The organism is Streptomyces sp. NPDC048171 (genome assembly GCF_043202655.1).
Lineage (GTDB): Bacteria > Actinomycetota > Actinomycetes > Streptomycetales > Streptomycetaceae > Streptomyces.
On the sequence record NZ_JBIDAU010000006.1, the window covers coordinates 201859 to 228602 of the forward strand.

19 protein-coding genes are annotated in these 26744 nt (G+C 71.9%); 4 read left to right on the forward strand and 15 right to left on the reverse strand.

Annotated elements, in window-relative coordinates; translation table 11 throughout:
- Positions 1-8 precede the first annotated feature (8 nt).
- Complete coding sequence (gene sucC, locus ACGF3J_RS18415; protein ID WP_393854294.1) at positions 9-1151, reverse strand: ADP-forming succinate--CoA ligase subunit beta; 1143 nt, start codon at positions 1149-1151, stop codon at positions 9-11.
- Between the two features lie 143 nt (positions 1152-1294).
- Here sucC and ACGF3J_RS18420 point away from each other — a divergent pair, with 143 nt between their 5' ends.
- The 4 genes from ACGF3J_RS18420 (at position 1295) to ACGF3J_RS18435 (ending at position 7873) form a co-directional block, all read left to right on the forward strand.
- Positions 1295-2977 carry a thiamine pyrophosphate-binding protein gene (locus ACGF3J_RS18420; RefSeq protein WP_161330903.1) on the forward strand — a complete coding sequence of 561 codons (1683 nt, stop codon included), beginning with the start codon at positions 1295-1297 and terminating at the stop codon, positions 2975-2977.
- Between the two features lie 11 nt (positions 2978-2988).
- A complete protein-coding gene (gene frc / locus ACGF3J_RS18425) occupies positions 2989-4221 on the forward strand; it encodes a formyl-CoA transferase (protein ID WP_122619017.1) in 1233 nt (410 codons plus the stop codon).
- Between the two features lie 4 nt (positions 4222-4225).
- Positions 4226-6370, forward strand: coding sequence for an acetate--CoA ligase family protein (locus ACGF3J_RS18430; RefSeq protein WP_393854295.1), 2145 nt, complete (start codon positions 4226-4228; stop codon positions 6368-6370).
- A 123-nt stretch (positions 6371-6493) separates the two neighbouring features.
- Positions 6494-7873, forward strand: coding sequence for an OFA family MFS transporter (locus ACGF3J_RS18435; protein WP_161330905.1), 1380 nt, complete (start codon positions 6494-6496; stop codon positions 7871-7873).
- Positions 7874-7967: 94 nt separating this feature from the next.
- On the opposite strand, the gene ACGF3J_RS18440 is transcribed toward ACGF3J_RS18435, so the two are convergent.
- From ACGF3J_RS18440 to ACGF3J_RS18505, 14 genes are all read right to left on the reverse strand, one after another.
- Positions 7968-9185 carry a sugar phosphate isomerase/epimerase family protein gene (locus ACGF3J_RS18440; protein WP_393854296.1) on the reverse strand — a complete coding sequence of 406 codons (1218 nt, stop codon included), beginning with the start codon at positions 9183-9185 and terminating at the stop codon, positions 7968-7970.
- A 112-nt stretch (positions 9186-9297) separates the two neighbouring features.
- The gene (locus ACGF3J_RS18445) at positions 9298-10677 is read right to left on the reverse strand and encodes a nucleotide pyrophosphatase/phosphodiesterase family protein (RefSeq protein ID WP_161330907.1); all 1380 of its coding nucleotides are present in this window, start codon (positions 10675-10677) and stop codon (positions 9298-9300) included.
- On the reverse strand, positions 10674-11849 hold the full coding sequence (gene eboE, locus ACGF3J_RS18450) for a metabolite traffic protein EboE (RefSeq protein ID WP_393854297.1): 1176 nt from the start codon (positions 11847-11849) through the stop codon (positions 10674-10676). Before eboE ends, ACGF3J_RS18445 begins: the two co-directional genes overlap by 4 nt.
- A gap of 3 nt (positions 11850-11852) precedes the next feature.
- Positions 11853-12701, reverse strand: a complete 849-nt coding sequence (locus ACGF3J_RS18455) for a TatD family hydrolase (protein WP_393854298.1) — start codon at positions 12699-12701, stop codon at positions 11853-11855.
- Entirely contained in the window at positions 12701-13438 is a 738-nt protein-coding gene (locus ACGF3J_RS18460; protein WP_161327963.1) for an EboA domain-containing protein, read from the reverse strand. Before ACGF3J_RS18460 ends, ACGF3J_RS18455 begins: the two co-directional genes overlap by 1 nt.
- Before the next feature lie 14 nt (positions 13439-13452).
- Positions 13453-14367 (reverse strand): sugar phosphate isomerase/epimerase family protein, encoded by a 915-nt coding sequence (locus tag ACGF3J_RS18465; RefSeq protein WP_161327964.1) that lies wholly within the window; start codon positions 14365-14367, stop codon positions 13453-13455.
- Complete coding sequence (locus ACGF3J_RS18470) at positions 14364-15422, reverse strand: SCO3242 family prenyltransferase (RefSeq protein ID WP_393854423.1); 1059 nt, start codon at positions 15420-15422, stop codon at positions 14364-14366. Before ACGF3J_RS18470 ends, ACGF3J_RS18465 begins: the two co-directional genes overlap by 4 nt.
- Positions 15423-15502: 80 nt before the next feature.
- The gene (locus tag ACGF3J_RS18475) at positions 15503-16675 is read right to left on the reverse strand and encodes an inositol-3-phosphate synthase (RefSeq protein ID WP_393854299.1); all 1173 of its coding nucleotides are present in this window, start codon (positions 16673-16675) and stop codon (positions 15503-15505) included.
- A gap of 121 nt (positions 16676-16796) precedes the next feature.
- Complete coding sequence (locus tag ACGF3J_RS18480) at positions 16797-20507, reverse strand: ThuA domain-containing protein (protein WP_393854300.1); 3711 nt, start codon at positions 20505-20507, stop codon at positions 16797-16799.
- A gap of 263 nt (positions 20508-20770) precedes the next feature.
- Positions 20771-21769, reverse strand: coding sequence for a sugar phosphate isomerase/epimerase (locus ACGF3J_RS18485; RefSeq protein WP_125494570.1), 999 nt, complete (start codon positions 21767-21769; stop codon positions 20771-20773).
- A 16-nt stretch (positions 21770-21785) separates the two neighbouring features.
- Entirely contained in the window at positions 21786-23039 is a 1254-nt protein-coding gene (locus tag ACGF3J_RS18490; protein ID WP_393854301.1) for a Gfo/Idh/MocA family protein, read from the reverse strand.
- A 95-nt stretch (positions 23040-23134) separates the two neighbouring features.
- Positions 23135-24178 carry a substrate-binding domain-containing protein gene (locus tag ACGF3J_RS18495; protein WP_064730690.1) on the reverse strand — a complete coding sequence of 348 codons (1044 nt, stop codon included), beginning with the start codon at positions 24176-24178 and terminating at the stop codon, positions 23135-23137.
- Positions 24179-24195: 17 nt separating this feature from the next.
- Entirely contained in the window at positions 24196-25215 is a 1020-nt protein-coding gene (locus ACGF3J_RS18500) for an ABC transporter permease (protein WP_393854302.1), read from the reverse strand.
- Complete coding sequence (locus tag ACGF3J_RS18505; RefSeq protein WP_393854303.1) at positions 25212-26729, reverse strand: sugar ABC transporter ATP-binding protein; 1518 nt, start codon at positions 26727-26729, stop codon at positions 25212-25214. The genes ACGF3J_RS18500 and ACGF3J_RS18505 overlap by 4 nt, the downstream gene beginning before the upstream one ends.
- Between the last annotated feature and the right edge of the window lie 15 nt (positions 26730-26744).

Genomic DNA, 26744 nt, shown 5'->3' on the forward strand with positions numbered 1-26744 from the left:
CTGTCTCCTTATCCGGCGGTGGATGCCGCGGTGGCGTGCCGGGCGGCACGGCGGGCGGCGCCGTCCATGGTGGTGGCCTGTTCGACCAGGGGATGGGCGCGTGCGTCGAGCAGGGCGCGGCCCCGGGCGGCGTTGTTCCCGTCGAGGCGGACGACGAGCGGTTTGGTCGGCCGGACCTCGTCCAGGGCGCGGACGATGCCGTCGGCGACCGCGTCGCAGGCGGTGATGCCGCCGAAGACGTTGACGAGGACGGACTGCACGGCGGGGTCGGAGAGGACGAGGGACAACCCGTCGGCCATGACGCGGGCGGAAGCGCCGCCGCCGATGTCGAGGAAGTTGGCGGGCCGGGCGCCGCAGCCGGCGACCACGTCGAGCGTCGACATGACCAGTCCGGCGCCGTTGCCGATGACACCGACCTCGCCGTCGAGTCTGACGTAGTTGAGGCCCTTGGCCGCGGCCCGCGCCTCGATCGGGTCGGCGGCCGGGTCCGGTCCGCTTCCCCAACGGGTCTGCCGGAAACGGGCGTTGTCGTCGAGGGTGACCTTGCCGTCCAGCGCCACCATCTGTCCTTCGACGGTCCTGACCAGCGGGTTGACCTCGACCAGCAGGGCGTCCTCGCGGACCAGTACCTGCCAGAGCCGGACGAGTACGTCGACGCTCTGCGGTGGCAGGCCGGCGGCGTCCGCGATGCGTACCGCCGTCGCCGTGGTGACGCCCACCGCCGGGTCGACGGGGACGCGTGCCACGGCCTCGGGCCGCTCGGCGGCGATCTCCTCGATCTCCGTGCCGCCCTCGGCGGACGCGATCGCGAGGAACCGGCCGGCCGCGCGGTCCAGGACGTAGGAGACGTAGAACTCCTTCTCGATCTCGACGGGTTCGGCGAGCATGACCGTGCCGACGGTGTGGCCCTTGATGTCCATGCCGAGGACGTCCCGGGCGGCTTCCTCGGCCGCGGCCGGGTCGGCGGCGAGCCGTACGCCGCCCGCCTTGCCGCGTCCGCCGGTCTTCACCTGCGCCTTGACGACGGCGCGGCCGCCGAGCGCGCGGGCGATCTCGCGGGCCCGTGCGGGCGAGTCGGTGACCTCGGCCCTCGGCACCACGATGCCGTGTTCTGCGAAGAGTTCCCTTGCCTGGTGTTCGTACAGGTCCATTCCGGCTCCTGACTGAAAGTGCCGCACGCCCCCTGGACACCACCCACCGGATGCGGGATAACAAGCTTCATACAGTATTCGTCGACTGTATGCAATCTACCGCGAGAGCGCCCCAACCCCTCGTGAAGGGACAGGACTTCGCCATGCCCGACGACACCCAGGACCTCATCTCCGGCGGTCACCTCGTCGCCAAGGCACTCAAGGCCGAGGGGGTCGACCGCATCTACACGCTGTGCGGCGGCCACATCATCGACATCTACGACGGCTGCGTCGACGAGGGCATCGAGGTGGTCGACGTACGCCACGAGCAGGTCGCCGCGCACGCCGCCGACGGCTACGCCCGCATCACCGGAAAGCCCGGCTGCGCGGTGGTCACCGCCGGCCCCGGGACCACCGACGCCGTCACCGGCGTCGCCAACGCCTTCCGCGCCGAGTCGCCGATGCTGCTGATCGGCGGTCAGGGGGCGCACACCCAGCACAAGATGGGGTCCCTCCAGGACCTGCCGCACGTCGACATGATGACGCCGATCACCAAGTTCGCGGCGACCGTGCCGGACACCGCACGGGCCGCCGACATGGTGTCGATGGCGTTCCGCGAGTGCTACCACGGCGCGCCGGGCCCCTCCTTCCTGGAGATCCCGCGCGACGTGCTGGACGCCAAGGTGGCGGCGGACAGGGCGCGGGTCCCGAAGGCCGGGGCGTACCGCGCCTCGACGCGTTCGGCGGGCGACCCGGAGGCGGTGGAGCGCCTCGCCGACCTGCTGGTGCACGCGGAGAAGCCCGCCGTCCTGCTCGGCAGCCAGGTGTGGACGACGCGGGCGACCGAGGCCGCCGTCGACCTGGTCCGCACGCTGAACATCCCGGCGTACATGAACGGCGCCGGCCGCGGCACCCTGCCGCCGGGCGACCCGCACCACTTCCAGCTGTCGCGCCGGTACGCCTTCTCCAACGCGGACGTCATCGTCATCGTCGGCACGCCCTTCGACTTCCGCATGGGCTACGGCAAGCGGCTGTCGCCGGACGCGACGGTCGTCCAGATCGACCTCGACTACCGCACCGTCGGCAAGAACCGCGACATCGACCTCGGGATCGTGGGCGACGCCGGGCTGGTGCTCCGGTCGGTGACCGAGGCCGCGTCGGGGCGGCTCAACGGGGGCGCGGCCAAGCGCAAGGAGTGGCTCGACGAGCTGCGCGCGGCGGAGCGGACCGCGCTGGACAAGCGGCTGCCGCAGCTCAGGTCGGACGCCTCCCCCATCCACCCGTACCGGCTGGTCAGCGAGATCAACGACTTCCTCACCGAGGACTCGGTGTACATCGGCGACGGCGGCGACATCGTCACCTTCTCCGGGCAGGTCGTGCAGCCCAGGTCACCGGGCCACTGGATGGACCCCGGGCCGCTCGGCACGCTCGGCGTCGGGGTGCCCTTCGTGCTCGCCGCCAAGCAGGCCCGGCCCGACAAGGAGGTGGTCGCCCTCTTCGGCGACGGCGCCTTCTCGCTCACCGGCTGGGACTTCGAGACCCTGGTCCGCTACGACCTGCCCTTCGTCGGCATCGTCGGCAACAACTCCTCGATGAACCAGATCCGCTACGGCCAGGCCGCCAAGTACGGCAAGGAGCGCGAGCGGGTCGGCAACACCCTCGGCGACGTGCCCTACGACGAGTTCGCCCGGATGCTGGGCGGCCACGGCGAGGAGGTCCGCGACCCCGCCGACATCGGCCCGGCCCTCAGGCGCGCCCGCGAGTCCGGCAAACCGTCCCTGGTCAACGTCTGGGTGGACCCGGACGCGTACGCCCCCGGAACCATGAACCAGACGATGTACAAGTGAGGTGAAGGCCCATGACAGCCAAGGCTCTTGAGGGCATCCGCGTCCTGGACATGACCCACGTGCAGTCCGGGCCCTCGGCGACCCAGCTGCTCGCCTGGCTCGGCGCGGACGTCGTCAAGCTGGAGGCGCCGAGCGGCGACATCACGCGCAAGCAGTTGCGCGACCTGCCGGACGTCGACTCCCTGTACTTCACGATGCTCAACTGCAACAAGCGGAGCATCACCCTCAACACCAAGACCGAGCGCGGCAAGGACATCCTCACCGAGCTGATCCGGCGCTCGGACGTCATGGTCGAGAACTTCGGGCCGGGCGCGGTGGACCGGATGGGGTTCACCTGGGACCGCATCAAGGAGATCAATCCACGGATCGTCTACGCCTCCATCAAGGGGTTCGGCGACGGCCCCTACACCGCCTTCAAGGCGTACGAGGTGGTCGCGCAGGCCATGGGCGGATCGATGTCCACCACCGGTTTCGAGGACGGGCCGCCGCTGGCGACGGGCGCCCAGATCGGGGACTCGGGCACGGGCGTGCACGCCGTGGCAGGCATCCTCGCCGCGCTGTACCAGCGGGAGCACACCGGGCGCGGGCAGCGGGTGAACGTGGCCATGCAGCACGCGGTGCTCAACCTCTGCCGGGTGAAGCTGCGCGACCAGCAGCGCCTGGCTCATGGTCCACTCGCCGAATATCCCAACGAGGACTTCGGCGACGAGGTTCCCAGGTCCGGCAACGCGTCCGGCGGCGGGCAGCCCGGCTGGGCCGTCAAGTGCGCGCCGGGCGGCCCCAACGACTACGTGTACGTCATCGTCCAGCCGGTCGGCTGGCAGCCGCTCAGCGAGCTGATCGGCCGGCCGGAGCTGGCCGACGACCCGGAGTGGGCTACGCCGCAGGCGCGGCTGCCGAAGCTGGGCAAGATGTTCCAGCTGATCGAGGAGTGGTCGTCCACACTGCCCAAGTGGGAGGTGCTGGAGCGGCTGAACGCCCACAACATCCCGTGCGGGCCGATCCTGTCCACCAGGGAGATCATCGAGGACGCCTCGCTGGCCGCCAACGAGATGGTGGTGACCGTGCCGCACCCCGAGCGGGGCGAGTTCGTGACCGTCGGGAGCCCGCTCAAGCTCTCCGACTCGCCGGTGCGGGTGACCAGTTCGCCCCTGCTTGGCGAGCACAACGAAGAGGTGTACGTCGGCGAGCTGGGCCTCGGCGACGAGGAACTGCGCCTGCTCAAGTCGAACGGGGTGGTCTGACGTGATGGCCGAGGACCGGACGGCACGGGTGCGGGCACTGCTGGACTCCGTGCGGGCCGAGGGGCGCACCGCGCTCACCGCGCCCGAGGGGAAGGTGCTCGCGGACGCCTACGGGATCGCCGTACCGGGCGAGGAGCTGGCCCGGGACGTCGAGGAGGCGGTGGCCTCGGCGGCGCGCTTCGGCGGGCCGGTCGTGATGAAGATCGTCTCGCCCGACATCCTGCACAAGACCGACGCCGGCGGTGTGTTCGTCGGCGTGGAGGGGGCGGCTCAGGTCCGGGCCGCTTTCCGCCGGATCGTCGACAACGCGCGTGCGTACGACGCGTCGGCGCGCATCGAGGGTGTGCAGGTCCAGGAGCTGCTGCCGCAGGGGCAGGAGGTCATCGTCGGCGCGGTGACCGATCCGACGTTCGGGAAGGTGGTGGCGTTCGGGCTGGGGGGTGTGCTGGTCGAGGTCCTCAAGGACGTCACCTTCCGGCTGGCGCCGGTCGACGCCGACGAGGCGCTGTCCATGCTGGACTCGATCCGGGCGGCGGAGGTGCTGCGCGGGGTGCGCGGGCGGGCCGGCGTCGACCGGTGGGCGGTGGCCGAGCAGATCCGCCGGGTCTCCGAACTCGTCGCCGACTTCCCGGACATCGCCGAGGTGGACCTCAACCCGGTGATCGCCACGCCCGAGGGGGCGGTCGCCGCGGACATCCGGGTCATCCTGGCCGGCGACACGCCGAAGGAGCGCCGCCGGTACACGCGCGAGGAGATCCTCACCTCGATGCGGCGCCTGATGCAGCCCTCCTCGGTGGCGGTGATCGGCGCGTCGGGCGAGCCCGGCAAGATCGGCAACTCGGTGATGCGCAACCTCGTCGACGGCGGCTTCGCGGGCGAGATCCACCCGGTGAACCCGAAGGCCGATGACATCTTGGGCCGCAAGGCGTACAAGAGTGTCACCGACGTTCCCGGTGAGGTGGATGTGGCGGTCTTCGCGATCCCCGCGCGGTTCGTGGCGGCGGCCCTGGAAGAGGTGGGCCGCAAGCGGATCCCCAACGCCGTACTCATCCCCTCCGGCTTCGCGGAGACCGGCGAGCAGGCGCTCCAGGACGAGATCGTGGCGGTCGCCGAACGGTACGGCGTGCGGCTGCTCGGGCCGAACATCTACGGCTACTACTCGACCTGGCAGGACCTGTGCGCCACGTTCTGCACGCCGTACGACGTCAAGGGCGGGGTCGCGCTGACCTCGCAGTCGGGCGGGATCGGGATGGCGATCCTGGGGTTCGCGCGGACCACGAAGACCGGCGTGTCGGCGATCGTCGGCCTGGGCAACAAGTCGGACCTGGACGAGGACGACCTGCTGACCTGGTTCGGTGAGGACCCGCGCACCGAGTGCATCGCGATGCACCTGGAGGACCTCAAGGACGGGCGCGCCTTCGTCGAGGCCGCGCGGGCGACGGTGCCCAGGAAGCCGGTGGTCGTGCTCAAGGCGGGGCGGACGGCGGCGGGCGCGAAGGCCGCCGGGTCGCACACCGGGGCGCTGGCCGGGGACGACGCGGTGTACGACGACATCCTCCGGCAGGCGGGCGTCATCCGGGCGCCCGGGCTGAACGAGATGCTGGAGTACGCGCGCGCGTTGCCGGTGCTGCCCGCGCCGGAGGGCGACAACGTGGTGATCATCACCGGGGCCGGGGGCAGCGGCGTGCTGCTCTCGGACGCGGTGACGGACAACGGCCTGTCGCTGATGGAGATACCTCCGGACCTGGACGAGGCGTTCCGCGCGTTCATCCCGCCGTTCGGCGCGGCGGGCAACCCGGTGGACATCACCGGGGGCGAGCCGCCGTCGACGTACGAGGCGACGATCCGGCTGGGTCTGGAGGATCCGCGCATCCACGCGCTGGTCCTCGGCTACTGGCACACCATCGTCACTCCTCCCATGGTGTTCGCCGAGCTCACCGCGCGGGTGGTGGGCGAGTTCCGCGCGCGGGGCATCGAGAAGCCCGTGGTGGCCTCCCTGGCCGGCGACGTCGAGGTGGAGGAGGCGTGCCAGTACCTCTTCGAGCACGGCGTCGTGGCCTACCCGTACACGACGGAGAAGCCGGTCGCCGTACTCGGGGCGAAGTACCGCTGGGCGCGGGCGGCGGGACTGCTGGGGGGCGGCACATGAGGTGAGCCCGCGGAGGGCCGGCCGACGGGTGCGCGTCGGCCGGCCCCGGAACCCGCGCTGCGCACGAAAGGCATGGGACAGGGGGCGCTGGCCAGTTCTTTCGACGCAAGGGGTGCGAACGACATGACAACCACGGACGTCACACGGGTCGCCGTCCACCGGGAGGTGACCGACCGTAACGGACGCGTCTACCGGGTGGGCGAGTCCGACATCGACATCATGGGGCGCAAGCGCAAGTGGATGGTGATCCTGCCCTGGATCGGCATGATGGGCATCTCCTCCGCCGAGTACGCGTTCGCGTCCGCCGAGGACACGCTCCACGAGGCACACAACTGGTCCAGCGGCAGCATCTACTGGATGATGACCGTCTGGATCTTCTGCCAGGCCGCGGTCGCGTTTCCGGCCGGGCGCCTGCGGGAGAACGGCAAGCTGCCGGCGCGCTGGGCGATGATGCTGGGCTCGGGCGGCACCCTGCTGGGCTATCTGTCGCTGGCGTTCGCGCCGCACGTCGTGCTCGCCTTCATCGGCTTCGGCGTCTTCAGCGGCATGGGCGCGGGCATGGTCTACGCGACCTGCGTCAACATGGTCGGCAAGTGGTACCCGGAGCGCAGGGGCGGCAAGACCGGCTTCGTGAACGGCGGCTTCGCGTACGGCTCGGTGCCGTTCGTCTTCATCTTCCACGGCTACATGGACGGCTCCAACTTCCGCTGGGTGCTGGTCTCCGCGGGTGTCTTCCTGGCCGCGATGGTGGCCCTGGCCGGTTTCTACTTCCGGGACCCGCCGAAGAACTGGTGGCCGGCGGCCGTCGACCCGCTGAACCCGCCGGACGACCCGCGGGCCCGGCGCTCGCTGGAGAAGAACCCCCCGGCGACCAAGCAGTACTCCCCGCTGGAGGCCTGGCGGACCGGCCGGGTGGCGTTGATGTGGTTCTGTCTCGCCTGCACCTCCGGCGTGAACATCTTCGGCATCGCCTTCCAGGTCGACATCGGTGAGGAGGCGGGCTTCGCGGCCGGGATCGTGGCCACGGCGATGTCGCTGAAGGCGATCGTCAACGGCACCGGGCGCGGCGTCATCGGCTGGCTCTCCGACCTCTACGGCCGCAAGCAGTGCCTGCTCTACGTGTGCGCCATCCTGGGCCTCGCCCAGTTCGGCATCATCTGGTCGGCCGAGATCGAGAACCTGCCGTTGTTCCTGATCTTCTCCGCGGTCTCCGGCTTCGGTGGCGGTGCCATCTTCCCGATGTTCGCGGCGCTGACGGCGGACTACTTCGGCGAGAACAACAACGCCACCAACTACGGGATGGTCTACAGCTCCAAGCTCGTCTCCGGTCTGGGCGCGGGCATGGGTGCCGTGGTCGTGGGCGCCTGGGGCTACAACGGAGCCTTCACCCTGGCGGGCTGCATCTCGATCTTCGCGGGATTCGTGGCGCTGTTCCTGCAACCGCCCGGACGGCCGAAGGACAAGCGCGTCGCGCCCAACCCACGGCCGCTCGGCGAGGAGTAACCGCACCACGCGGCCTCGCGCGGTCTCACACGGTTTCGTACGGACGGGCGGCCCTCCCCGCGGTGTGGGGAGGGCCGCCCGTCCGTGCGGCGGGTCAGCAGCGCTTGCGCAGTGCAGCCAGGTTGTCGTAGCTGATCTTGGCCTCCCGCAGCGACTGCGCCGGGTCGGTGGCGCTCGGTGAGTTGTCGTCCTCGATCATCGGGTTGTGGTAGTTCCGCTCCCCGACCCGGGAGAAGAACGTGCGGTAGTCGATGACACCCGTGCCGAAGGGCACCATGTCGTAGCCCATGCCGTTGGTGGTGCTGACCACGCCGTCCTTGGCGTGGAACAGCGGGTAGCGCTTGTTGTTGCGGGCGACCAGGCCGGCCGGGTCGAAGACGTCCTTCCGGGTCGAGCCGTCGTGGGCGGTGTAGGAGTGGAACTTGTACTGGGCCACGTGCGCCCAGAAGATGTCCATCTCCAGCCAGACCACCTTCGGGTCGGTGACCTTGAGGAAGTACTCCAGCTTCCGGATGCCCGAGCTGCGGGTCGGCCGGCCCTGGTCGTCCAGCGGGCCGCCGTCGAGCAGGAAGCCGTAGGCGCCGTCGTGGTTGTGGGTGTAGAGCTTGATGCCCTCACGGCGGGCGATCCGGCCGAGGGCGTTCCACTTGTCGGCGGCCACGTCCCAGTCGGCGCGGTAGGAGCTGCCGGTGGGGTCGCCGCCGGTGCCCATGTGGTCCATGCCGAGGATGTTGGCGATCTCCAGATGCTTCTTGAAGGTCTCCGTGTCCTCGGTGGTCAGCGGCCAGGAGGACGGGATGAAGCCGTGGTTGCCCTGGGCGCGCAGGCCGTAGTCGTCGAGCCAGGAGCGGAGCAGCTTCGCGCCCTTGACGGACTCCAGGCTCGCGCCGCCCGGGGCGTTGGCGTGCTGGTTGTATCCGGCGAACTCGACCTGACGGTAGCCGTGGCGGGCGAGCTGCTTGAACACCTCGCGGAAGCCGGAGGGCAGGTCGGAGGCGAGGGGGTCGCGGGCGGTGGCGTCGCGGACGGTGTAGAGGATGATGCCGCGCTTGTCCGCGGGGACGAGGACCTGCCCGCGGTCGTGGCCGTGACCGTGACCGTGGTCGTGACCGTGGCCTCTCCCCCGGTCCTGGGCGAGGGCCGGGGCGGCGCCGAGGACGGGGGCCGCGACGGCCCCGGCCGCCACCGCGGTGCAGGTGGAGAGGAAACGGCGCCGGCCCACGCCGAGGCTGCGGCGGAGGCTCTCGTCCGGGCCGTCGAGGGCCGGGTCCGTGCCGGCGTCGGTGCGGGAGGGATCGGTGAACGGGCTCACGGTGCCTGCCTTCTGGGTCGTGGCCTGCCCCGATGCGGCTCGGGCGGGCCGTTGTCAGTGCCGTGTGTTTCACTCTCAGTAGCTGGATCTCGGCGGCGCGTGTGACGGAGCGTCAGTCGAGACCGGCCAGCCGGAGCAGGAGTTGTTTCACATCGGTGGCCGCTACGCGGTCTCCGACAGCGCGGGGGGTGGAGCAGATGAGGAGCGGACCGTCGTCGTCGCTCGCGGGGAGGCGGCCGTGGCTGCCCCGAATAGGTGAGGGATCCAGGGGCACCACCGCCATGCGGTAGCGCATGCCGAGCTTCTTGCGGGCCAGGGCGGAGGCCGCCTTGACCTTGACGTAGGGGTCGAGCGGGTCCATGAACAGCTCGACCGGGTCGTAGCCGGGTTTGCGGTGGATCTCGACGAGCTGCGCGAAGTCGGGCGCGCGGTCGTCGTCGAGCCAGTAGTAGTACGTGAACCAGGCGTCCGGCTCGGCGACGGCGACCAGCTCGCCGGAGCGGGGATGGTCGAGGTGCTGGGCCTTCTTGCCCTCGTCGTCGAGGAGTTGCGCGATGCCGGGCAGTCCGTCCAGGGCGGCGCGGGTCGCCTCCAGGTCCTCGGGGCGGCGGACGTACACGTGGGCGATCTGGTGGTCGGCGACCGCGAAGGCGCGGGAGGCCATCGGGTCGAGGTACTCCATGCCGTCCTGGGTGTGCACCTCGAGGAGGCCGGCGCGGCGCAGGGCGCGGTTGATGTCCACGGGCCGGCTGACGGGGGTGATGCCGTACTCGGAGAGCGCGACGACGGTGCGGCCCTCGGCACGGGCGTCCTCGAGGAGCGGGGCCAGCGCCGCGTCCAGGTCGGCGGCGGCCTTCAGGGAGCGGGGGTCGTCGGGGCCGAAGCGCTGGAGGTCGTAGTCCAGGTGAGGGAGGTAGCAGAGCGTCAGGTCGGGATGCCGGGTGGCCATGATGTGCCGGGTGGCGTCGATGATCCACTGGCTGGAGACCAGGTCCGCGCCGGGCCCCCAGAAGTGGAACAGCGGGAAGGTGCCGAGCTTGTCGGTGAGTTCGTCGTGCAGGGCGGGGGGCCTGGTGTAGCAGTCGGGTTCCTTGCGGCCGTCGGCGTAGTAGACGGGGCGGGGGGTGACGGTGAAGTCGGTGTCGGCGCCCATGGCGTACCACCAGCAGATGTTGGCCACGGTGTAGCCGGGGTGGGCGCGGCGGGCGGCGTCCCACAGCTTGTCGCCGGCGACGAGTCCGTTGTGCTGGCGCCAGAGCAGGACGTCGCCGAGTTCGCGGAAGTACCAGCCGTTGCCCACGATGCCGTGTTCGGAGGGGTGGGTGCCGGTGAGGAAGGTGGACTGGGCGGCGCAGGTGACGGCGGGCAGCACGGTGCCGAGCGGTGCGCGGGAGCCGGACTGGCCGAGCCGCTTGAGGTGGGGCATGTGGTCGAGGAGACGGGGGGTGAGACCGACGACATCCAGGACGAGGAGGGGGGTGGGGCGGGTCATGGCAGTTCCTTCAGGCCGAGGTCGGTCAGCAGGTCGCGGGCGAGGGTCAGCTCGGCGGCGATGCCGTCGGTGAGCTGCGCGCGGGCGCGGGGCCGCAGCTCGGGCGGGAGGGCCTGCCAGGTGTAGGTCTCGACCTCCAGATGGCGGGTGAGGGGGCGCGGCCCGCCGACGAGCCGGGCCAGCGCGGCCTTGAGCACGGGGAGGGTGGAGGTGAGGGGAGCGGCGGGGGCCGCGTGCAGGGGGACGTGGAAGTGGGCGCGCCAGGGCGCGGTGTCGGGCAGCGGGCCGCCGTCGGCCAGGGCCTCGTCGAGGTCGTCGGTGCCTTGCCGGCCGCCCGCCGTGGTGGTGGTCCGGGTCTGGTGCAGGAAGCGCGGCTCGGCGAACGCGGCCAGCGCCTCCCGGACGGCCGGGTCGCCGGGGTGCTCGGCGTGCAGGGCGGCGGACAGCTGGGACTTGACGACGGGGACGCGGGCGGCGGCGAGGGCCGCCAGTGCCGTGTCCGGATCCTCGAAGGAGGTGGCGAGGTGGCAGGTGTCGACGCAGACGCCGATCCGGTCGTGGCCGATCGAGGTCAGCGGGGCGATCGCGTCGTGGGTGGTCTCCACGACGCAGCCGGGTTCGGGTTCCAGGCCGATGCGGATGGAGCGGCCGGTCAGTTCCTGGAGCGCGTCGAGGCGTTCGGCGAGCGTGCCCAGCGCGGCGTGCGCCTTGTCGGCGCGGGTCTGGTCGTACGCGGTGCGCCAGGCGAGGGGCAGCGTGGAGATGGTGCCGTCCGTGACGTCGTCGGGCAGCAGCCCGGCGAGCAGGCGGGCCAGGGAGGTGGTGTGCTCCAGGCGTTCCGGGTCGGCCCAGTCCGGCTTGTAGACGCGGTACTTGACCTCTTCGGCGCCGAAGCCCTCGTAGGGGAAGCCGTTGAGGGTGACGACCTCCAGGCCCCGGCGGTCGAGTTCGGTGCGCAGGCCGCGCAGCGCTGCGGGGTCGGTGACCAGGGCGTGGGCGGCGTCGCGGGCGAGCCACAGCCCGATGCCCAGGCGGTCGCGGCCCAGGCGGCGGCGGACCGGCTCGCAGTGGTCGCGGAGCTGGGCGAGGACGCCGTCGAGGGTCTCGGCGGGGTGCACGTTGGTGCAGTAGGCGAGGTGGACGGTGGAGCCGTCGGGGTGCCGGAAGCGCATGGCTCACTCCCCGCCGCGCAGGATGGAGTTGCCCTCGTGCGTGGCGTCGGCGGTGGCGACGTCCAGCTCCAGCCGCCCGCTGAGTCCGTAGAAGGCGACGGGGTTGCGCCACAGGACCAGGTCCACGTCGTCGTCGGTGAAGCCCTCGGCGAGCATCAGGTCGCCGACCTTGCGGGTCTTGAGCGGGTCGCTCCTGCCCCAGTCGGCGGCGGAGTTCACCAGGACCCGCTCCGGGCCGTACTCACGCAGCAGGGCCACCATCCGGGCCTCGTCCATCTTGGTGTCCGGATAGACGGAGAAGCCGAGCCAGGCGCCGCTGTCCTTCGCCTCGTTGACGGTGGTCTCGTTGAGGTGGTCGACCAGCACGTGCTCGGTGGGCAGCGCGGACTCGCGGACCGCGTCCAGGGTGCGGCGCAGGCCGGCCAGCTTGTCGCGGTGCGGGGTGTGCACGAGGGCGGGCAGGCCGTGGTCGGCGGCGAGCTGGAGCTGGGCGGCCAGGGCGGTGTCCTCGGCCGGGGTCATCGAGTCGTAGCCGATCTCGCCGACCGCCACCACGCGGTCCTTGACCAGGTAGCGGGGCAGCTCGTCCAGGACGGGGAGGCAGCGGGGGTCGTTGGCCTCCTTGGGGTTGAGGGCGATCGTGCAGTGGTGGGCGATGCCGTACTGGGCGGCGCGGAAGGGCTCCCAGCCGAGCAGGGCGTCGAAGTAGTCGCGGAAGGAGTCGGGAGAGGTGCGGGGCTGACCCAGCCAGAAGGAGGGTTCGACCACGGCGCGGACGCCCGCGGCGTGCATGGCCTCGTAGTCGTCGGTGGTGCGGGAGGTCATGTGGATGTGGGGGTCGAAGATGCGCATCAGGACTCCTTGCCGTGGGGGTCGGCGTTGCCGGGCGAGGGAGACTGCTCGGTCCCGGTCAGGGCCAGGACGCGGTGCAGGTCTTCGGGGACGGCGCGGCCCGCGGCGGTGCGTTCGGCGGCGTAGTCGGCGAGCATGCGGGCGAGTTCGTCGTCGCCGCGGGCCCGGCCGGCGAGATCCGCCACGCGCTCGACGGCGACGCCGGTGAACAGGCACTTCAGGACGGCGTGCCGCCACTGGTGGGCGTCGAGGTGACGGGCGGCGTACGGGCCGAGGGCGGCGGCGACGAGCCGGGTGTCGTTGGTGCGCAGTGCGTCCTCGACGAGCGGGAGGGCGTCCGGTCCTGGCACCAGGTGGGGCAGCGCGTGCAGGACGGCGCGGCGTTCGTCCGCGGTGCCCTGGGAGTAGACCCGGCTCAGGGCCTCCGTGCCGGGGCGGGCGGCGTGCAGGACGAGGACCCGGGCGGCGTCGGCGTGGGCGGGACCGCAGCGCCGGCCCGCCTCCGCGAGGCGCAGCTCCCACACGGAGATGGGCCCGTGGGTGCCGGGGTGGGCGGCGGCCTCGTCCAGGGCCTGGTCGAGCCAGGCGCGGGCGGCTCCGCCCAGCTCGGCGGTGAGGGCGGCGCGCAGGTCGGCGGGCGGGACGTGGGCGGGGTTGGTGCCCTGGGGGTCCTGCCCGGCGGGGTGGCCATCCGTGCCCTGGGTGGGGGTGGCGTGGGTGGCGCGTGGCTGCGTCATGGGTGTGGCTCCCTTCAACGGGTGGCGGAGGGCTCGCCCGAGCGGTACGTACGGGGTGACGCCGCCGCAGCCCGGCGGAGGAACGGGAGGGAGCGTTCGGCGAAGTGGGGACCGGCGTGGGAGTGGCGGGGCAGTTCGACGACGGTCAGGCCCTGGTAGCCGGTGGCGGCGAGGGCGTCGAGGACGGGCGGGAAGTCGATCTCGCCGTCACCGAAGGGGAGGTGTTCGTGGACACCGCGGCGCATGTCCTCGATCTGGACGTGGCGCAGCCAGGGGGCGGCAGCGCGCACGCAGTCGGCGGGAGGGATGGGTTCGAGGCACTGGCAGTGGCCGATGTCCAGGGTGAGGCCGAGATGCTCGGGGTCGCCGAGGGCACGGCGCAGGGTGTGGAAGTCGGCGAGTTCGCCCAGCAGGTGGCCCGGTTCGGGCTCGACGGCGAGCGGGACGCCCGCGGTGGCGGCGGCCTCCAGGACCGGGGTGAGGGACTCGGCCAGCCGCTTCCATGCCGTGTCCGCGTCCGTGCCGGCCGGGGTGACGCCGCTGAAGCAGTGCACCGCGTGGGCCCCCAGGTCGGCGGCGACCCGGACGGCGCGGACCAGGAGACCGGTGCGGCGGGCGCGGTCGTCGGGGTCCGGGTCGAGCAGGGACGGGCCGTGCTTGCGGCGCGGGTCGAGCACGTAGCGGGCGCCCGTCTCCACCGTGACGCCCAGCCCGAGCGCGTCCAGGCGGCGGGCGACGCGGCGGGTGCGGTCGGCCAGGTCGTCGCCGAGGGGGTCGAGATGCATGTGGTCCAGCGTCAGGCCGACGCCGTCGTAGCCCAGGTCGGCGAGGAGGCCGAGGGCGTCGTCGAGCCGGAGGTCGGCGAGGCCGTTGGTGCCGTAGCCGAAGCGGAGGGGGGTCGACGGCGTGGTGGTCGGGTCGTTGCTCACGTGATGCTCACCTTCCTCATTGCGGCCCTCCTCGCGAACATCCGGCCGGCCGGGGCCAGGGCCGCGATCAGCAGGGACGTGGCGGGTGCCCCGGCGCGGGCGGCGAGGGCGGCCTGGAGGGGGATCGTGGCCCGGATGCCGCCGCCGACGGCGCGTTGGGTGAGCGGGGGTGACGGGTTGAGCGTGGCGTGGAAGTAGGGACGGGCCGCGGTGGCGGCGTACGCGGCGCCCAGGGCGGCGGTGAGGACGTCACCGGCGTCCGGGACGCCTGCGGCCCGTTTGGAGCCCGACAGGCCGGGGGCGGCTGCTGCCCACCGGCCTGCCGGGAGTCGGGTGCGGCGGTGGCCGGCCACCAGCCGGGTCAGCACCCCCGTCGTCGCCAGGGCCGCCGAGGGGGCCAGGACCGAACCGCCGGTGGTCTCCCGGCGGGAGACGGCCGTGACCGCGAGGGTGTGGCTGCCGAGCAGCGCGGCGGAGGGCAGCGCGGCCCGGGCCCCGCCCGAGGTGGCGGCCGCGCCCAGGAGCAGGTCGAGGCCGCGGGCGGCGGCCATGGCCGCGGGCCCGGCGGGTGTGTGCTTCAGGACGAGGTCGTAGGCCCAGACGGACCCCGCGAGTGGCGCGGCCACCGCCAGGGCGGGGCGCCCGGCCGCGGCGGCGAGTGCCAGACCGGCGCCCGTGAGGCCGCAGGCCGCGCCGAGGGCGGCGGCCGGACTGATCCGGCCGGACGGAAGCGGGCGGTGCGGACGCTCGACGGCGTCCTCGGCCCGGTCCGCCCAGTCGTTCAGGGCCATGCCCGCCTCGTACAGGCACAGGGACGACCCGATGGCGAGCAGCGTACGGCGCCCGGGCCGTACCCCGGCCGCGGCGGTACCGGCCAGGGCGTCGCCGGGGACGGTGAACAGGGCGGGCAGCCGCAGCAGTTCGGCCCAGGCACCGGCGCGGCCGGAGTGGGGGCGGGGCCCGCGGGTCGCGTCACCGTCTGCGGGCGGTGTCGCGAGGTCGGCGCCCCGGCCATCGGCGGGCGGCGCGGCGGCGTCGACGCCATGGCCGTCCATCGGCACACCGGGTACGGCGAGCACCCGGGAGGAGGCGGACGACCCGGACGACCCGGACGCGTCCCGCGCACTGGCGCGGCTCATCGCCGCACCCCCTGCTCGGCCTCGTCGCCCCCGTCGTCCCGCAACCGCCCCGCGAAGGCCCGCAGCTGCGCGTACTGCTCCGCCAGGGACGACGGGCCGTCGCCGACCGGGTCCTTGAAGTAGAAGCCCAGTTCGCTCAGGGGGCCGGAGAGCCCCTTCTCCTGGGCGCGGGCGGCGAGGCGGGCAAGGTCGAGGACGAGCGGAGCGGCCAGCGCCGAGTCGCAGCCCTGCCAGGTGGTCTGGAGGACCATCCGGGCGCCGAGGAAGCCGTCGAAGGCGATGTGGTCCCAGGCGGTCTTCCAGTCGCCCAGCGCGGGCACGTCGTCGATGTGGACCTCGCCCTCGGGCGCGGCACCGAGCGTGTCGACGAGGACGCGTTCCTTGCCGGCGTTCTTGGCGGCGGCCGCGGCGGGGTCGGCGAGGGCCGCTCCGTCACCGCCGCCGAGGAGGTTGGTGCCGGACCAGGCGCGCACGGCGAGTGCCCGCTGGAGGAACATCGGGCCGAGCACCGAGCGGAGCAGGGTCTGCCCGGTCTTGCCGTCGCGGCCCGCGTACGGGAGCCCGGAGGACTCGGCGAGGCCGGCCAGCGCCGGGTGGTGCAGGCCGGTGGACGGGGTGAAGTTGACGTAGGGGCAGCCGGCGCGCAGGGCGGCCGCCGCGTACAGCGAGCTGGGCGGCAGTGAGTCGTCGGTGGGGGCGGGCTCGGTGGAGGCGACGTTGACGACGACGGCGCCCGCGAGGTCCTGGCGGCGCACGAAGTCGCGGATGTCGGACGCGAAGGCGTCGATCAGCGCTTCCTGGGTGGGCGCGGGGGCTCCCGGCAGCGGACCGCCGGGCCGGATCTCCCCGTCGGCGGCGACGAGTTCGGCGTGCACCGCGGACGGCAGGCCGTGCGGCAGTACACCGCCGTCGGCGAGGTGCTCGGCGCGCTTGGGCAGCGGGCAGTCGAGGGTGTCGTGACCGCCGAAGACGAGCGATGACAGGGGTGGCAGACCGCACGAGGTGAAGGGCGCGGTCTCGGTGACCATGCCGGTCGCCGGGTGGAGCCCGGCGGCGACGGCGGCGCAGCCCGCGATCGCGGTGGTGGCCACGGAGCCGCGTGCCCCGATGAGCCAGACGCCGAACCGCGGGGCCGTGGAGGGGGTGGGCAGGAACGGTTCGGCGGACATGGGCAGCCTCCTTGTCGTACGCGAACCGGATGTGAGCGCCGGAAGCGGGGGCCGGGCGCGGGGCCCGGCGGGACGGCGGGCGGAGGTCCGGCGTCCTCCGCCCGCCGCCGTCTGATCGCCCTTAGGAGGGCAGTTCCTTGAGCTGGATGTTGCGGAAGGAGACCTGGTCGTCGGCGCCGTGGTTCTGGAGGCCGACGTAACCGTCGGTCAGGCTCCGCTCGGGGTCCTTGTTGGTGAAGTCGTTGATCTTGACTCCGTTGAGGAACACCTGGAGGCGTTCGCCCTGGACCTTGATCTCGTAGGAGTTCCACTGGCCGGGCGGCCGCAGAACCTGGTCACGGGCCTTGATGTTGGCCGACTTGAAGGAGTAGACGGACCCCGTGGTGCGGTCCGGCGCGTCCGTCGCGTCGATCTGGATCTCGTAGCCCTTGTTCACCGCGGACCAGGGGTCGTCGGAGGCGGGGAAGCCCACGAAGATCCCGGAGTTGTCGTCGCCCTGCATCTTCCAGTCGAGCTTGAGGGAGTACGACTTCAGCTCCTTGGCCTGGTACCAGAGCAGTCCCATGCCGCCGTTGGACTCCAGCGTGCCGTCCTTGACGTCGAACGTGCCGGGGCCGGCCTGCTTCCAGCCTTCCAGGGTCTGGCCGTTGAAGATGTCCCGGTAGTCCTTGCTCGGCTTGCAGTCCGCCTTGACCTGGCCGGTGGCGTACTGCATGCCGCCGAGCAGGTGGCCGCGGAAGGCCTCGTCCGCGTAGGACTCCTTGGTGTGGCCGAGGCCGGTGTAGAAGGCGCGGCCGCCCTCGTAGGGCTGGCACCAGGCGATCGGGTGGTCGCCCTTCATGTTGCCGCCCTGGTAGGTGGTCTCGTCCAGGGTGGCGAGGACCTTGGCCTGCTCGCGCGGGTTGGTGCGGTAGTTGTACAGCTCGTCCGTGTGCTCCCAGGCGTCGTCCAGGTGCGCGGTGGACGGGTGGTCGTGGTCCTCGACGCGGACGGTGGCCTTCTGGATGGCCGGGTGCGAGTCGAAGTAGGCGCCGACCAGGCCGCCGTAGAACTTCCAGTCGTACTCGGTGTCGGCGGCGGCGTGGATGCCCAGGTAGCCGCCGCCGTTCTTGACGTAGTTCTCGAACGCCGTCTGCTGAGCGGCGTTGAGGACGTCACCGGTGGTGGACAGGAAGGCGACCGCGTCGTACTTGGCGAGGTTGGCGGTGGTGAACTGCCCGGCCTCCTCGGTCGCCGTGACGGAGATGCCGGCGGGGGCGCCGATCTCCTTCAGCGCGGCGATGCCCGCCGGGATGGAGTCGTGGCGGAAGCCGGCCGTCTTGGAGAAGACGAGGACCTTCTTGCCGGCCTTGAAGGGCTCGGTGGAGAACTCGAAGTCGTCCACGTCGTAGAGGGCTCCGTCGCCGCCCCGGAAGACCAGGTACACGTCGGTGGTCTTCTTGGGCAGGGCCCGCAGCGGTACGTCGACGTTCTGGAAGGTCTCCCAGCTGCCCGTCGGCGGGACGTACGCCGAGCCGTGCAGCGGGCCCTCGGGCGAGCCGGTGCGCACCTCGAGGTAGCCGCCGGCGCCGCCGGAGGAGGCGCGTACGGTCAGCTTCTTCTGGCCGTCGAACTTGTAGGGACTGAAGGAGATCCAGTCGCCGTCCTCGATGTTGCCGACGGTCTTGCCGCCGTTGGCCCCGGTCTTGTCGATGACCGAGACGCCCGACTGGCCGGCGAAGTGCTCGGCCTGGCGGTGCGGGGGCTGGATGACGGTGCGGGCGGTGCCGGTCAGGGCCTCCTGGCCGTTGGCCCCGCCGTCGGTGTAGCTGGCGCCGACGACGCCGTAGATGTTGGCGTTGGGGTCGTGACCGCCGTCGCCGGGCGGCGGCTTGAGGGTGCCCTCACAACCCATCTCGCTGGTCAGCTCGTGGGCGTGGGAGTCGTGGCCGAGGCTGTAGGCGACCTTGACCTTGGAGCAGTCGATCGTCTCCTCGGGGTCGGTGACCTTCACCTTGAACGGGATGGGCTCGCCCATCGGGAGCAGGGTGCCGTTGCCGGGGGTCTCGATGGTCACCGTGGGCGCGGTGTTGCCCACCACGACCCGCACGCTGGCGCTGCCGGTGTTGCCCTCGGGGTCCTTGGCGGTGAAGGTCGCGGTGTAGGTGCCGACCTTCTTGTACTTGTGGGTGGGGGTCAGGCCCTCGCCCTTGGTGCCGTCGCCGAAGTCCCAGCTGTAGGTGAGGTCCGGGGAGTCGGCGTCCTTGGCGCTCGCGGTGAACTTGACCTTCAGTCCGGCCGCACCGGACGTCTTGTCGGCGCTCACCTCGGCGATCGGGGAGAAGCCGTCCGCGGCGTTCTCGATCCGGTAGAGCCCGGAGTTCTCGTCGCCCTGGAACCAGGAGAGGCCGTAGTCGAGGATGTAGAGCGCGCCGTCGGGGCCGAACTCCATGTCCATGATCTGCGTGCCGGTCCACGGGAAGTCGTTGATCTTCGCGACCGTGCCGTCGGCGTTCTGCTCGATCCGCTTGATCCAGCGGCGGCCGAACTCACCCGCGAAGAAGTCGCCGTCGTACTCCTCGGGGAACTTCACGCTGGACTCGAGGTCCGGGTCGTAGCGGTAGACCGGTCCGCCCATCGGGGACTCGGAGCCGGTGCCGAACTCGGGCACGGAGGCGCCGTCGTACGGGATCCAGGCGGCCTCGGCGGGCGGCAGGTCGGTGAGTCCGGTGTTGTGCCGGGACGTGTTCTTGGGCGCGGCGCAGTCGAACTTGGCACCGGACGTGCCGGTGGCGAAGTCGTAGTCGTTGTAGGCGTCGTTGTTGCCCGTGCAGTACGGCCAGCCGAAGTTGGCGGCCTTGGTGACCTTGGCGAACTCGACCTGCCCGGCCGGTCCGCGGTTCGGGTCGGCGGCACCGGCGTCGGGGCCGTAGTCGCCGACGTAGACCGTGCCGGTCTCCTCGTCGACGTTCAGCCGGAACGGGTTGCGGAAGCCCATCGCGTAGATCTCGGGACGGGTCTTCTCGGTGCCCGGGGCGAAGAGGTTGCCCTCCGGGACGGTGTACGAGCCGTCCTCGGCGACCTTGATCCGCAGGATCTTGCCGCGCAGGTCGTTGGTGTTACCGGCGCTGCGGCGGGCGTCGAAGGCCGGGTTGCGGTCCGCCCGCTCGTCGATCGGCGTGAAGCCGTCGGAGGCGAAGGGGTTGGTGTCGTCACCGGTCGACAGGTAGAGGTTGCCCTCGGCGTCGAAGTCGATGTCGCCGCCGACGTGGCAGCAGGTGCCGCGGGAGGCCGAGACGTCCAGGACCTTCTTCTCGCTGGCCTGGTCGAGGGTGCCGTCGGGCTTGAGGACGAAGCGGGAGAGGCGGTTGACACCGTCGAACTTCGCGAAGTCCGCGGCGGTACCGGTCTCCGGGGCGTCGCCCGCGGGGGTGTCGAGGGGCGGGGCGTAATAGAGGTAGATCGCCCGGTTGTTCGCGAAGTCCGGGTCGATGCCGACGCCCTGGAGGCCCTCCTCGTCGTGGCTGTAGACGTCGAGCTTGCCGGCGACCTTGGTGACGCCGCCCTGGTCGGTCAGGCGGAGCGTGCCGTCGCGCGAGGTGTGCAGGACGCTGCGGTCCGGGAGCACGGCGAGCGACATCGGCTCGCCCATCTCGGGCTCGCCCTTGGCGAGCGGTACCTGCTGGAACTGTCCCTCGGCCGCCGGTTCGTCGTGCTCCGGGTGGCCGGGGTGAGCGCCGGCGACGGTCGCCGGGGCGCCCACGGCCAGCATCAGGCCGGTGAAGAGGGCGAGGGTGGTGCGGAGCCTGGGACGCCTCGTGGTCCTGGTGCTTTTGAGTCTGCTTCTGTGCACGAAGTCCCTCCGGGAACGGGTGGGCCGTACGGAACGGGTGCGATGACGTGCGATGCGGGCGCCGGGGTGCGCCGTCACCCCGGAGGCGTGAGTGTCCTGAACACTTCAGGGACGGTAACCGCGTTCGTCCGGGGCCAACACCCCTTGGGCCGGGACTTGTTTGAACTTTTTCCCAACTCAGGACAAAGCGGGATCCGGACAGGCCGGACCGGGGACCGGTGCTTTCACCGGCCCCCTTCCCGGCCGACTGCCGGAAGCGTGGGTCAGCTGTTGAACGCGGCGTCGAAGGACGCGCTGGGCGGCTCGAAGTCGAAGGCCTTGAGGCGGGTGAGGGCTTCGGGGGCGCCCTGGAGCCGGTCCATGCCGGCGTCCTCCCACTCGACGGAGACGGGCCCCTGGTAGTCGATGGAGCGGAGCATGCGGAAGACGTCCTCCCAGGGGACGTCGCCGTGGCCGGCCGAGACGAAGTCCCAGCCGCGCCGCGGGTCGCCCCAGGGCAGGTGGGAGCCCAGGCGGCCGTTGCGGCCGTCCAGGCGTTTGCGGGCCTCCTTGCAGTCGACGTGGTAGATGCGGTCGCGGAAGTCCCACAGGAAGCCGACCGGGTCGAGGTCCTGCCAGACGAAGTGCGAGGGGTCGAAGTTCAGCCCGAAGGCGGGCCGGTGGCCGACCGCCTCCAGGGCCCGCTGCGTGGTCCAGTAGTCGTAGGCGATCTCGCTGGGGTGCACCTCGTGCGCGAACCGCACGCCCTCCGCGTCGAAGACGTCGAGGATCGGGTTCCACCGGTCGGCGAAGTCCTGGTAGCCGCGCTCGATCATGGACTCGGGCGCCGGCGGGAACATGGCGACCAGGTGCCAGATGGCCGAGCCGGTGAAGCCGATGACGGTGTCGACGCCGAGGCGGGCGGCGGCCCGCGCCGTGTCCTTGATCTCGGCGGCGGCGCGCTGCCGCACGCCCTCGGCGTCCCCGTCGCCCCAGATGCGGGCGGGCAGGATGGCCTCGTGGCGTTCGTCGATGATGGCGTCGCAGACCGCCTGGCCGACCAGGTGGTTGGAGATGGCCCAGCACTTGAGCCCGTACTTGTCGAGCAGCTGGTGCCGGGATTCCACGTAGGAGGGGTCCGCGAGGGCCTTGTCGACCTCGAAGTGGTCGCCCCAGCAGGCGAGTTCGAGGCCGTCGTAGCCGAAGTCGCGGGCGAGGCGGCAGACCTCCTCCAGGGGCAGGTCCGCCCACTGACCGGTGAAGAGAGTGAAGTTGCGCGGCATGTCGCTGCCAGCCTCCTCAGGGGGCGATCGGGGTGTAGACGGAGTTCTTCGCGGCGCTCTCCTCGACCGCCGCGAGCACCCGCTGCACCTGGAGTCCGTCGGCGAAGGACGGCTCGGGGCGGCGGCCCTCGGCGACGGCGTGGACGAGGTCGCGCGCCTGGTGCACGAAGGTGTGCTCGTAGCCGAGTCCGTGGCCCGGCGGCCACCAGGCGTCCAGGTAGGGGTGCTCGGGCTCGGTGACGAGGATGCGGCGGAACCCGGCGTGCTCCCCGGGCTCCGTACCGTCGTGGTACGACAGCTCGTTGAGCCGTTCCAGGTCGAAGGCGAGCGAGCCGCGCTCACCGTTGAGTTCGATGCGCAGGGAGTTCTTGCGGCCGGTGGCGTACCGGGTGGCCTCGAAGGAGACCAGGGCGCCGGAGGTGAGGCGGCCGGTGAACACGGCGGCGTCGTCGACGGTGACCTCGCCCGTGGCGCCGTCCGCCGAGCCCGCGGTCAGGCCCCTGGCGGCGCCGGCGGCCAGCGGGCGCTGACGTACGAAGGTCTCGGTGAGGGCGGAGACGCCCGCGATCCTCTCCCCCGTCAGGTACTGGGCCAGGTCGACGATGTGGGCGCCGAGGTCGCCGAGCGCCCCCGATCCCGCGAGTTCCTTGCGCAGCCGCCAGGTGAGCGGGGCCTGGGGGTCCACCAGCCAGTCCTGGAGGTAGGTCACCCGCACGTGCCGCAGCCGTCCGACGCGCCCCTCGGCGACCATCCGCCGGGCCAGCGCGGTGGCGGGCACCCGGCGGTAGTTGAAGCCGACCATGGCCAGCTGGCCGCGCGCGCCCGCTTCCTCGGCGACGCGCGTCATCTCCTCCGCCTCCTCGACGGTGTTGGCCAGCGGCTTCTCGCACAGCACGTGCTTGCCGGCGGCCAGCGCGGCCAGCGCGATCTCGGCGTGGCTGTCGCCGGGGGTGCAGACGTCGACGAGGTCGATGTCGTCCCGTTCGACCAGGGCACGCCAGTCCGTCTCGGTGCTCTGCCAGCCGTGCCGGTCGGCCGCCGTGCGGACGGCGTCGGCGTCCCGCCCGCAGATCGCGGCCAGCACCGGGTTCAGCGGCAGGTCGAAGACCCGGCCGGCGGTGCGCCAGCCCTGGGAGTGGGCGGCGCCCATGAAGGCGTAGCCGACCATGCCGACGCGCAGGGGCGGTCTGTTCGCGGATGCCCCCGTAGCACCGGTTCCGGTCCCGGCGGCTGCTGCCCCGGCCCCCTCGGGCTGCTGCGGCTGTCCCATGCGGATGTCCTCCTCGTCGTGGTGGCGCGGTGGGGGGTGGGACCCGCCCCGGCGGGCTGGTCAGGCCGCTGCCGGGGCCGGGTCCTTAAGACCCGTCACTTGAAGCCCGTGGACATGTACTGGTCGACGTTCTCCTTGTCGACGACGGCCGAGTAGCAGGTGACCGTCGAGGGGATCTCGAACTCGGCGAGTCCGCTGACGCCCTTGCCCTGGCCGAGGGCGCGGGCCAGGTCGATCGCGGAGGCCGCCATGGTCGGCGGGTAGAGCACCGTCGCCTTCAGTACGCCGCTGTCGGCCTTGATGGCCTGGAAGGCGGAGAGCGCGCCGGCGCCGCCGACCATCAGGAAGTCGTCGCGTCCGGCCTGCTCGATGGCGCGCAGGGCGCCCACGCCCTGGTCGTCGTCGTGGTTCCACAGGGCGTCGAAGCTCGACTGGGCCTGCAGCAGCTGGGCCATCTTGGACTGCCCGGACTCGACCGTGAACTCGGCGGCCTGGCGGGCCACCTTCTTGATGTTCGGGTAGTTCTTCAGACCGTCGTCGAAGCCCTGGGTGCGCTGCTGGGTCAGTTCGAGGTTGTCGATGCCGGCCAGCTCGATGACCTTGGCGTCCGGCTTGTCCTTCAGCTTCTCGCCGATGTAGTGGGCGGCGTTGAGACCCATGCCGTAGTTGTCGCCGCCGACCCAGCAGCGGTAGGCCTGGGGGGAGTTGAAGATGCGGTCGAGGTTGACGACCGGGATGCCGGCACGCATCGCCTTGAGGCCGATCTGGGTGAGGGCCTTGCCGTCCGCGGGCAGGATGACCAGGACGTCGACCTTCTTGTTGATGAGGGTCTCGATCTGGCCGATCTGCTGGGCGGTGTCGTTGGAGCCCTCGGTGACCTCGAGGCTGACGTCCGAGTACTTCTTGGCGCGGTTCTGCGCCTGGTCGTTGACGGCGTTGAGCCAGCCGTGGTCGGCCTGCGGACCCGCGTAGCCGATGGTGACCTGCTTGCCGGGCTTGTCGTCGGCGGCCGGCTGCGTGTCCGCCGCCTTGTCGCCGCCGTCGTCCGGGTCGTTGCTCGTGCACCCGGTGAGGACGGCACCGGCGGACACGGCGGCGGCTCCGAAGAGCAGCCCTCTGCGACTCGTGAGCTTCGTCATGACGGTGAACCCTTTCCTCAATGCGTGCTTGCGGTACGGCGCTGGACCAGCACGGCGGCGACGATGATCGCGCCCTTGGCGATCTGCTGCACGTCGGTCTGCAGGTTGTTCAGGGCGAAGATGTTCGTGATGGTGGTGAAGATCAGGACGCCGAGCACGGAGCCGATGATGGTCCCGCGCCCGCCGCTGAGCAGCGTGCCGCCGATGATCGCGGCGGCGATGGCGTCGAGTTCGTAGAGGTTGCCGTTGGTGTTCTGTCCGGAGCCGGCCAGGGCGATCAGCAGGAAGGCGGCGATGCCGCAGCAGAGCCCGGAGAGCAGGTAGATGTAGAGCCGCTGGCGGCGGACGTCGATGCCGGCCAGCCGGGCGGCCTCCGGGTTGCCGCCGACGGCGACGGTGCGGCGGCCGAAGGTGGTCCGGTTGAGCACCAGCCAGCCGATGACGGTGACCGCCGCGAAGACCAGGACCAGCGGCGGGATGCCCAGTACGTAGGAGTCCCGCTCGGCGAGGTCCAGGACGCCCGGCACCGTGACGACCTGGGTGCGCCCGTCGGTGATCTGCAGCGCCAGGCCGCGTGCCGAGGCCAGCATGGCGAGGGTGGCGATGAACGGGACCATCGTGCCGTACGCGATGAGCACGCCGTTGACCAGGCCGCAGCCCACTCCGACGACGACCGCGGTGAAGAGGATGCCGGCGAAGCCGAAGTCCTGGGTGGCGACGGTGGTCGCCCACACCGAGGACAGGGCGACGATGGCGCCCACGGAGAGGTCGATGCCCCCGGACATGATCACGAAGGTCATGCCGACGGTGACGACGCCGATGACGGACGCCTGGGTGAGCACCAGCTGGAGGTTGCGGGTGTCGAGGAACGAGTCGGGCTGGGTGATGCCGCCGATGAGGACCAGGACGGCGAGCACGCCGAGCAGGCTGAGGGTGCGGACGTCGGCGCCGGCCGTCAGGTTCTTCCAGGCGGGCCGGGTGTCCACCGGTGCCGCCTTGCCGGTGCCGTCCCGCGGCGGGGACACGTGCTGCGTCATGACGCCGGGCTTCCTTCCATCACGAGGTCGAGTACGCGGTGTTCGTCGAGTTCGCGGGCGGGGGCCTCGTGCACGACGCTTCCCTCGCGCAGTACCAGCACCCGGTCGGCCAGGCCCAGGACCTCGGGGACCTCGCTGGAGACCAGCAGGACGGCGAGGCCCTCGTCGGCGAGGCGCCGGATGACGGCGTACAGCTCCGCGCGGGCGCCCACGTCGACGCCGCGGGTGGGTTCGTCGAGCAGCAGGACCCGGCAGCCGCGCAGCAGCCAGCGGGCGAGGACCGCCTTCTGCTGGTTGCCGCCGGAGAGGGTGCGCACCGGCGCGGTGGGGTTGTCGGGCCGCAGCGACAGTTCGCGGGTCGCGGCGCGGGCCGCCTTCAGTTCGGCGCCGCGGTCGATCCAGCCGCCGCGCGAGAAGCGGGACATGGCGGAGACCGACACGTTGCGGGTGACGGACTCCAGCATCAGCAGGGCCTGCGCCTTGCGCTCCTCGGGGGCGAGGCCGAGTCCGGCGCGGACCGCGGCGCGCACGCTGCCCGGCCGCAGCGGCCGTCCGTCGACGAGGACCTGTCCGGCGTTCGGCTTGCGGGCGCCGTAGACCGTCTCCAGGATCTCGGAGCGGCCGGAGCCGACGAGTCCGGCGAGGCCGACGATCTCGCCGGGCCGCACCTCCAGGTCGAGCGGGGCGAACTCGCCGTGCCGGGTCAGTCCGCGGACGCTCAGCACCGGCTCACCGGTGCCGGGGGCGGCGGGCCGCTCCGGGAAGACGTATTCGACGTTGCGTCCCGTCATCAGCGCCACCACCTCGCGGGTGGGCGTCTCCTTGGCGGGCAGCCCGCCCGCCACCGCCCGGCCGTCCTTGAGGACGGTGACCCGGTCGCCGATGCGGCGGATCTCCTCCAGGCGGTGCGAGATGTAGACGACGGCGACGCCGTCCGCGGTGAGGTCGGCGACGATGCGGAAGAGGTTGTCGACCTCGTCCGGGTCGAGCGCGGCGGACGGCTCGTCCATCACGATGAGCCGTACGTCGTGCGAGAGTGCCCGCGCCATGGACACGATCTGCTGCTGCGCCGCGGAGAGGTCCCCGACCAGCCGGCCCGGGTCGACCTCGGGGTGCCCGAGCCGCTTCAGCAGCTGGGCCGTCGAGGTCTTCGCCGCCCTTCCGCGCACGACGAAGCCGGCGCTGGTCGGCTCGTGGCCGAGGTGGACGTTCTCGGCCACCGACAGGTGCTCCACCAGGTCGAGTTCCTGGTAGATGGTGGCGATGCCGAGGCGCATGGCCGCGATGGGCGAGCGCAGGGTGACGTCCTCGCCGCGCCAGCGGATGGTGCCGGTGTCGGGCTGGTGGGCGCCGGCCAGCACCTTGATGAGCGTGGACTTCCCGGCGCCGTTCTGGCCGAGCAGGCAGTGCACCTCGCCGGCCTGGACGTCGAGGTCGACGCCGTCCAGGGCCCGGACTCCGGGGAACGACTTGGTGATGCCGGACATGCTGAGCAGCGGTGGTTCTGGTGCCATGTGAGGTCCCCTCGG

Excerpts from the sequence above, each read along its gene's own strand:
- ACGF3J_RS18460 (WP_161327963.1), bottom strand. The coding sequence starts at position 13,438 with ATGACGCAGCCACGCGCCACCCACGCCACCCCCACCCAGGGCACGGAT.
- ACGF3J_RS18505 (WP_393854303.1), bottom strand. The coding sequence starts at position 26,729 with ATGGCACCAGAACCACCGCTGCTCAGCATGTCCGGCATCACCAAGTCG.
- ACGF3J_RS18495 (WP_064730690.1), bottom strand. The coding sequence starts at position 24,178 with ATGACGAAGCTCACGAGTCGCAGAGGGCTGCTCTTCGGAGCCGCCGCC.
- eboE (WP_393854297.1), bottom strand. The coding sequence starts at position 11,849 with ATGCGCTTCCGGCACCCCGACGGCTCCACCGTCCACCTCGCCTACTGC.
- ACGF3J_RS18490 (WP_393854301.1), bottom strand. The coding sequence starts at position 23,039 with ATGGGACAGCCGCAGCAGCCCGAGGGGGCCGGGGCAGCAGCCGCCGGG.
- ACGF3J_RS18445 (WP_161330907.1), bottom strand. The coding sequence starts at position 10,677 with ATGACCCGCCCCACCCCCCTCCTCGTCCTGGATGTCGTCGGTCTCACC.
- sucC (WP_393854294.1), bottom strand. The coding sequence starts at position 1,151 with ATGGACCTGTACGAACACCAGGCAAGGGAACTCTTCGCAGAACACGGC.
- ACGF3J_RS18455 (WP_393854298.1), bottom strand. The coding sequence starts at position 12,701 with ATGCGCATCTTCGACCCCCACATCCACATGACCTCCCGCACCACCGAC.
- frc (WP_122619017.1), top strand. The coding sequence starts at position 2,989 with ATGACAGCCAAGGCTCTTGAGGGCATCCGCGTCCTGGACATGACCCAC.
- ACGF3J_RS18475 (WP_393854299.1), bottom strand. The coding sequence starts at position 16,675 with ATGTCCGCCGAACCGTTCCTGCCCACCCCCTCCACGGCCCCGCGGTTC.
- ACGF3J_RS18420 (WP_161330903.1), top strand. The coding sequence starts at position 1,295 with ATGCCCGACGACACCCAGGACCTCATCTCCGGCGGTCACCTCGTCGCC.
- ACGF3J_RS18435 (WP_161330905.1), top strand. The coding sequence starts at position 6,494 with ATGACAACCACGGACGTCACACGGGTCGCCGTCCACCGGGAGGTGACC.
- ACGF3J_RS18485 (WP_125494570.1), bottom strand. The coding sequence starts at position 21,769 with ATGCCGCGCAACTTCACTCTCTTCACCGGTCAGTGGGCGGACCTGCCC.
- ACGF3J_RS18470 (WP_393854423.1), bottom strand. The coding sequence starts at position 15,422 with ATGGACGGCCATGGCGTCGACGCCGCCGCGCCGCCCGCCGATGGCCGG.
- ACGF3J_RS18500 (WP_393854302.1), bottom strand. The coding sequence starts at position 25,215 with ATGACGCAGCACGTGTCCCCGCCGCGGGACGGCACCGGCAAGGCGGCA.
- ACGF3J_RS18430 (WP_393854295.1), top strand. The coding sequence starts at position 4,226 with ATGGCCGAGGACCGGACGGCACGGGTGCGGGCACTGCTGGACTCCGTG.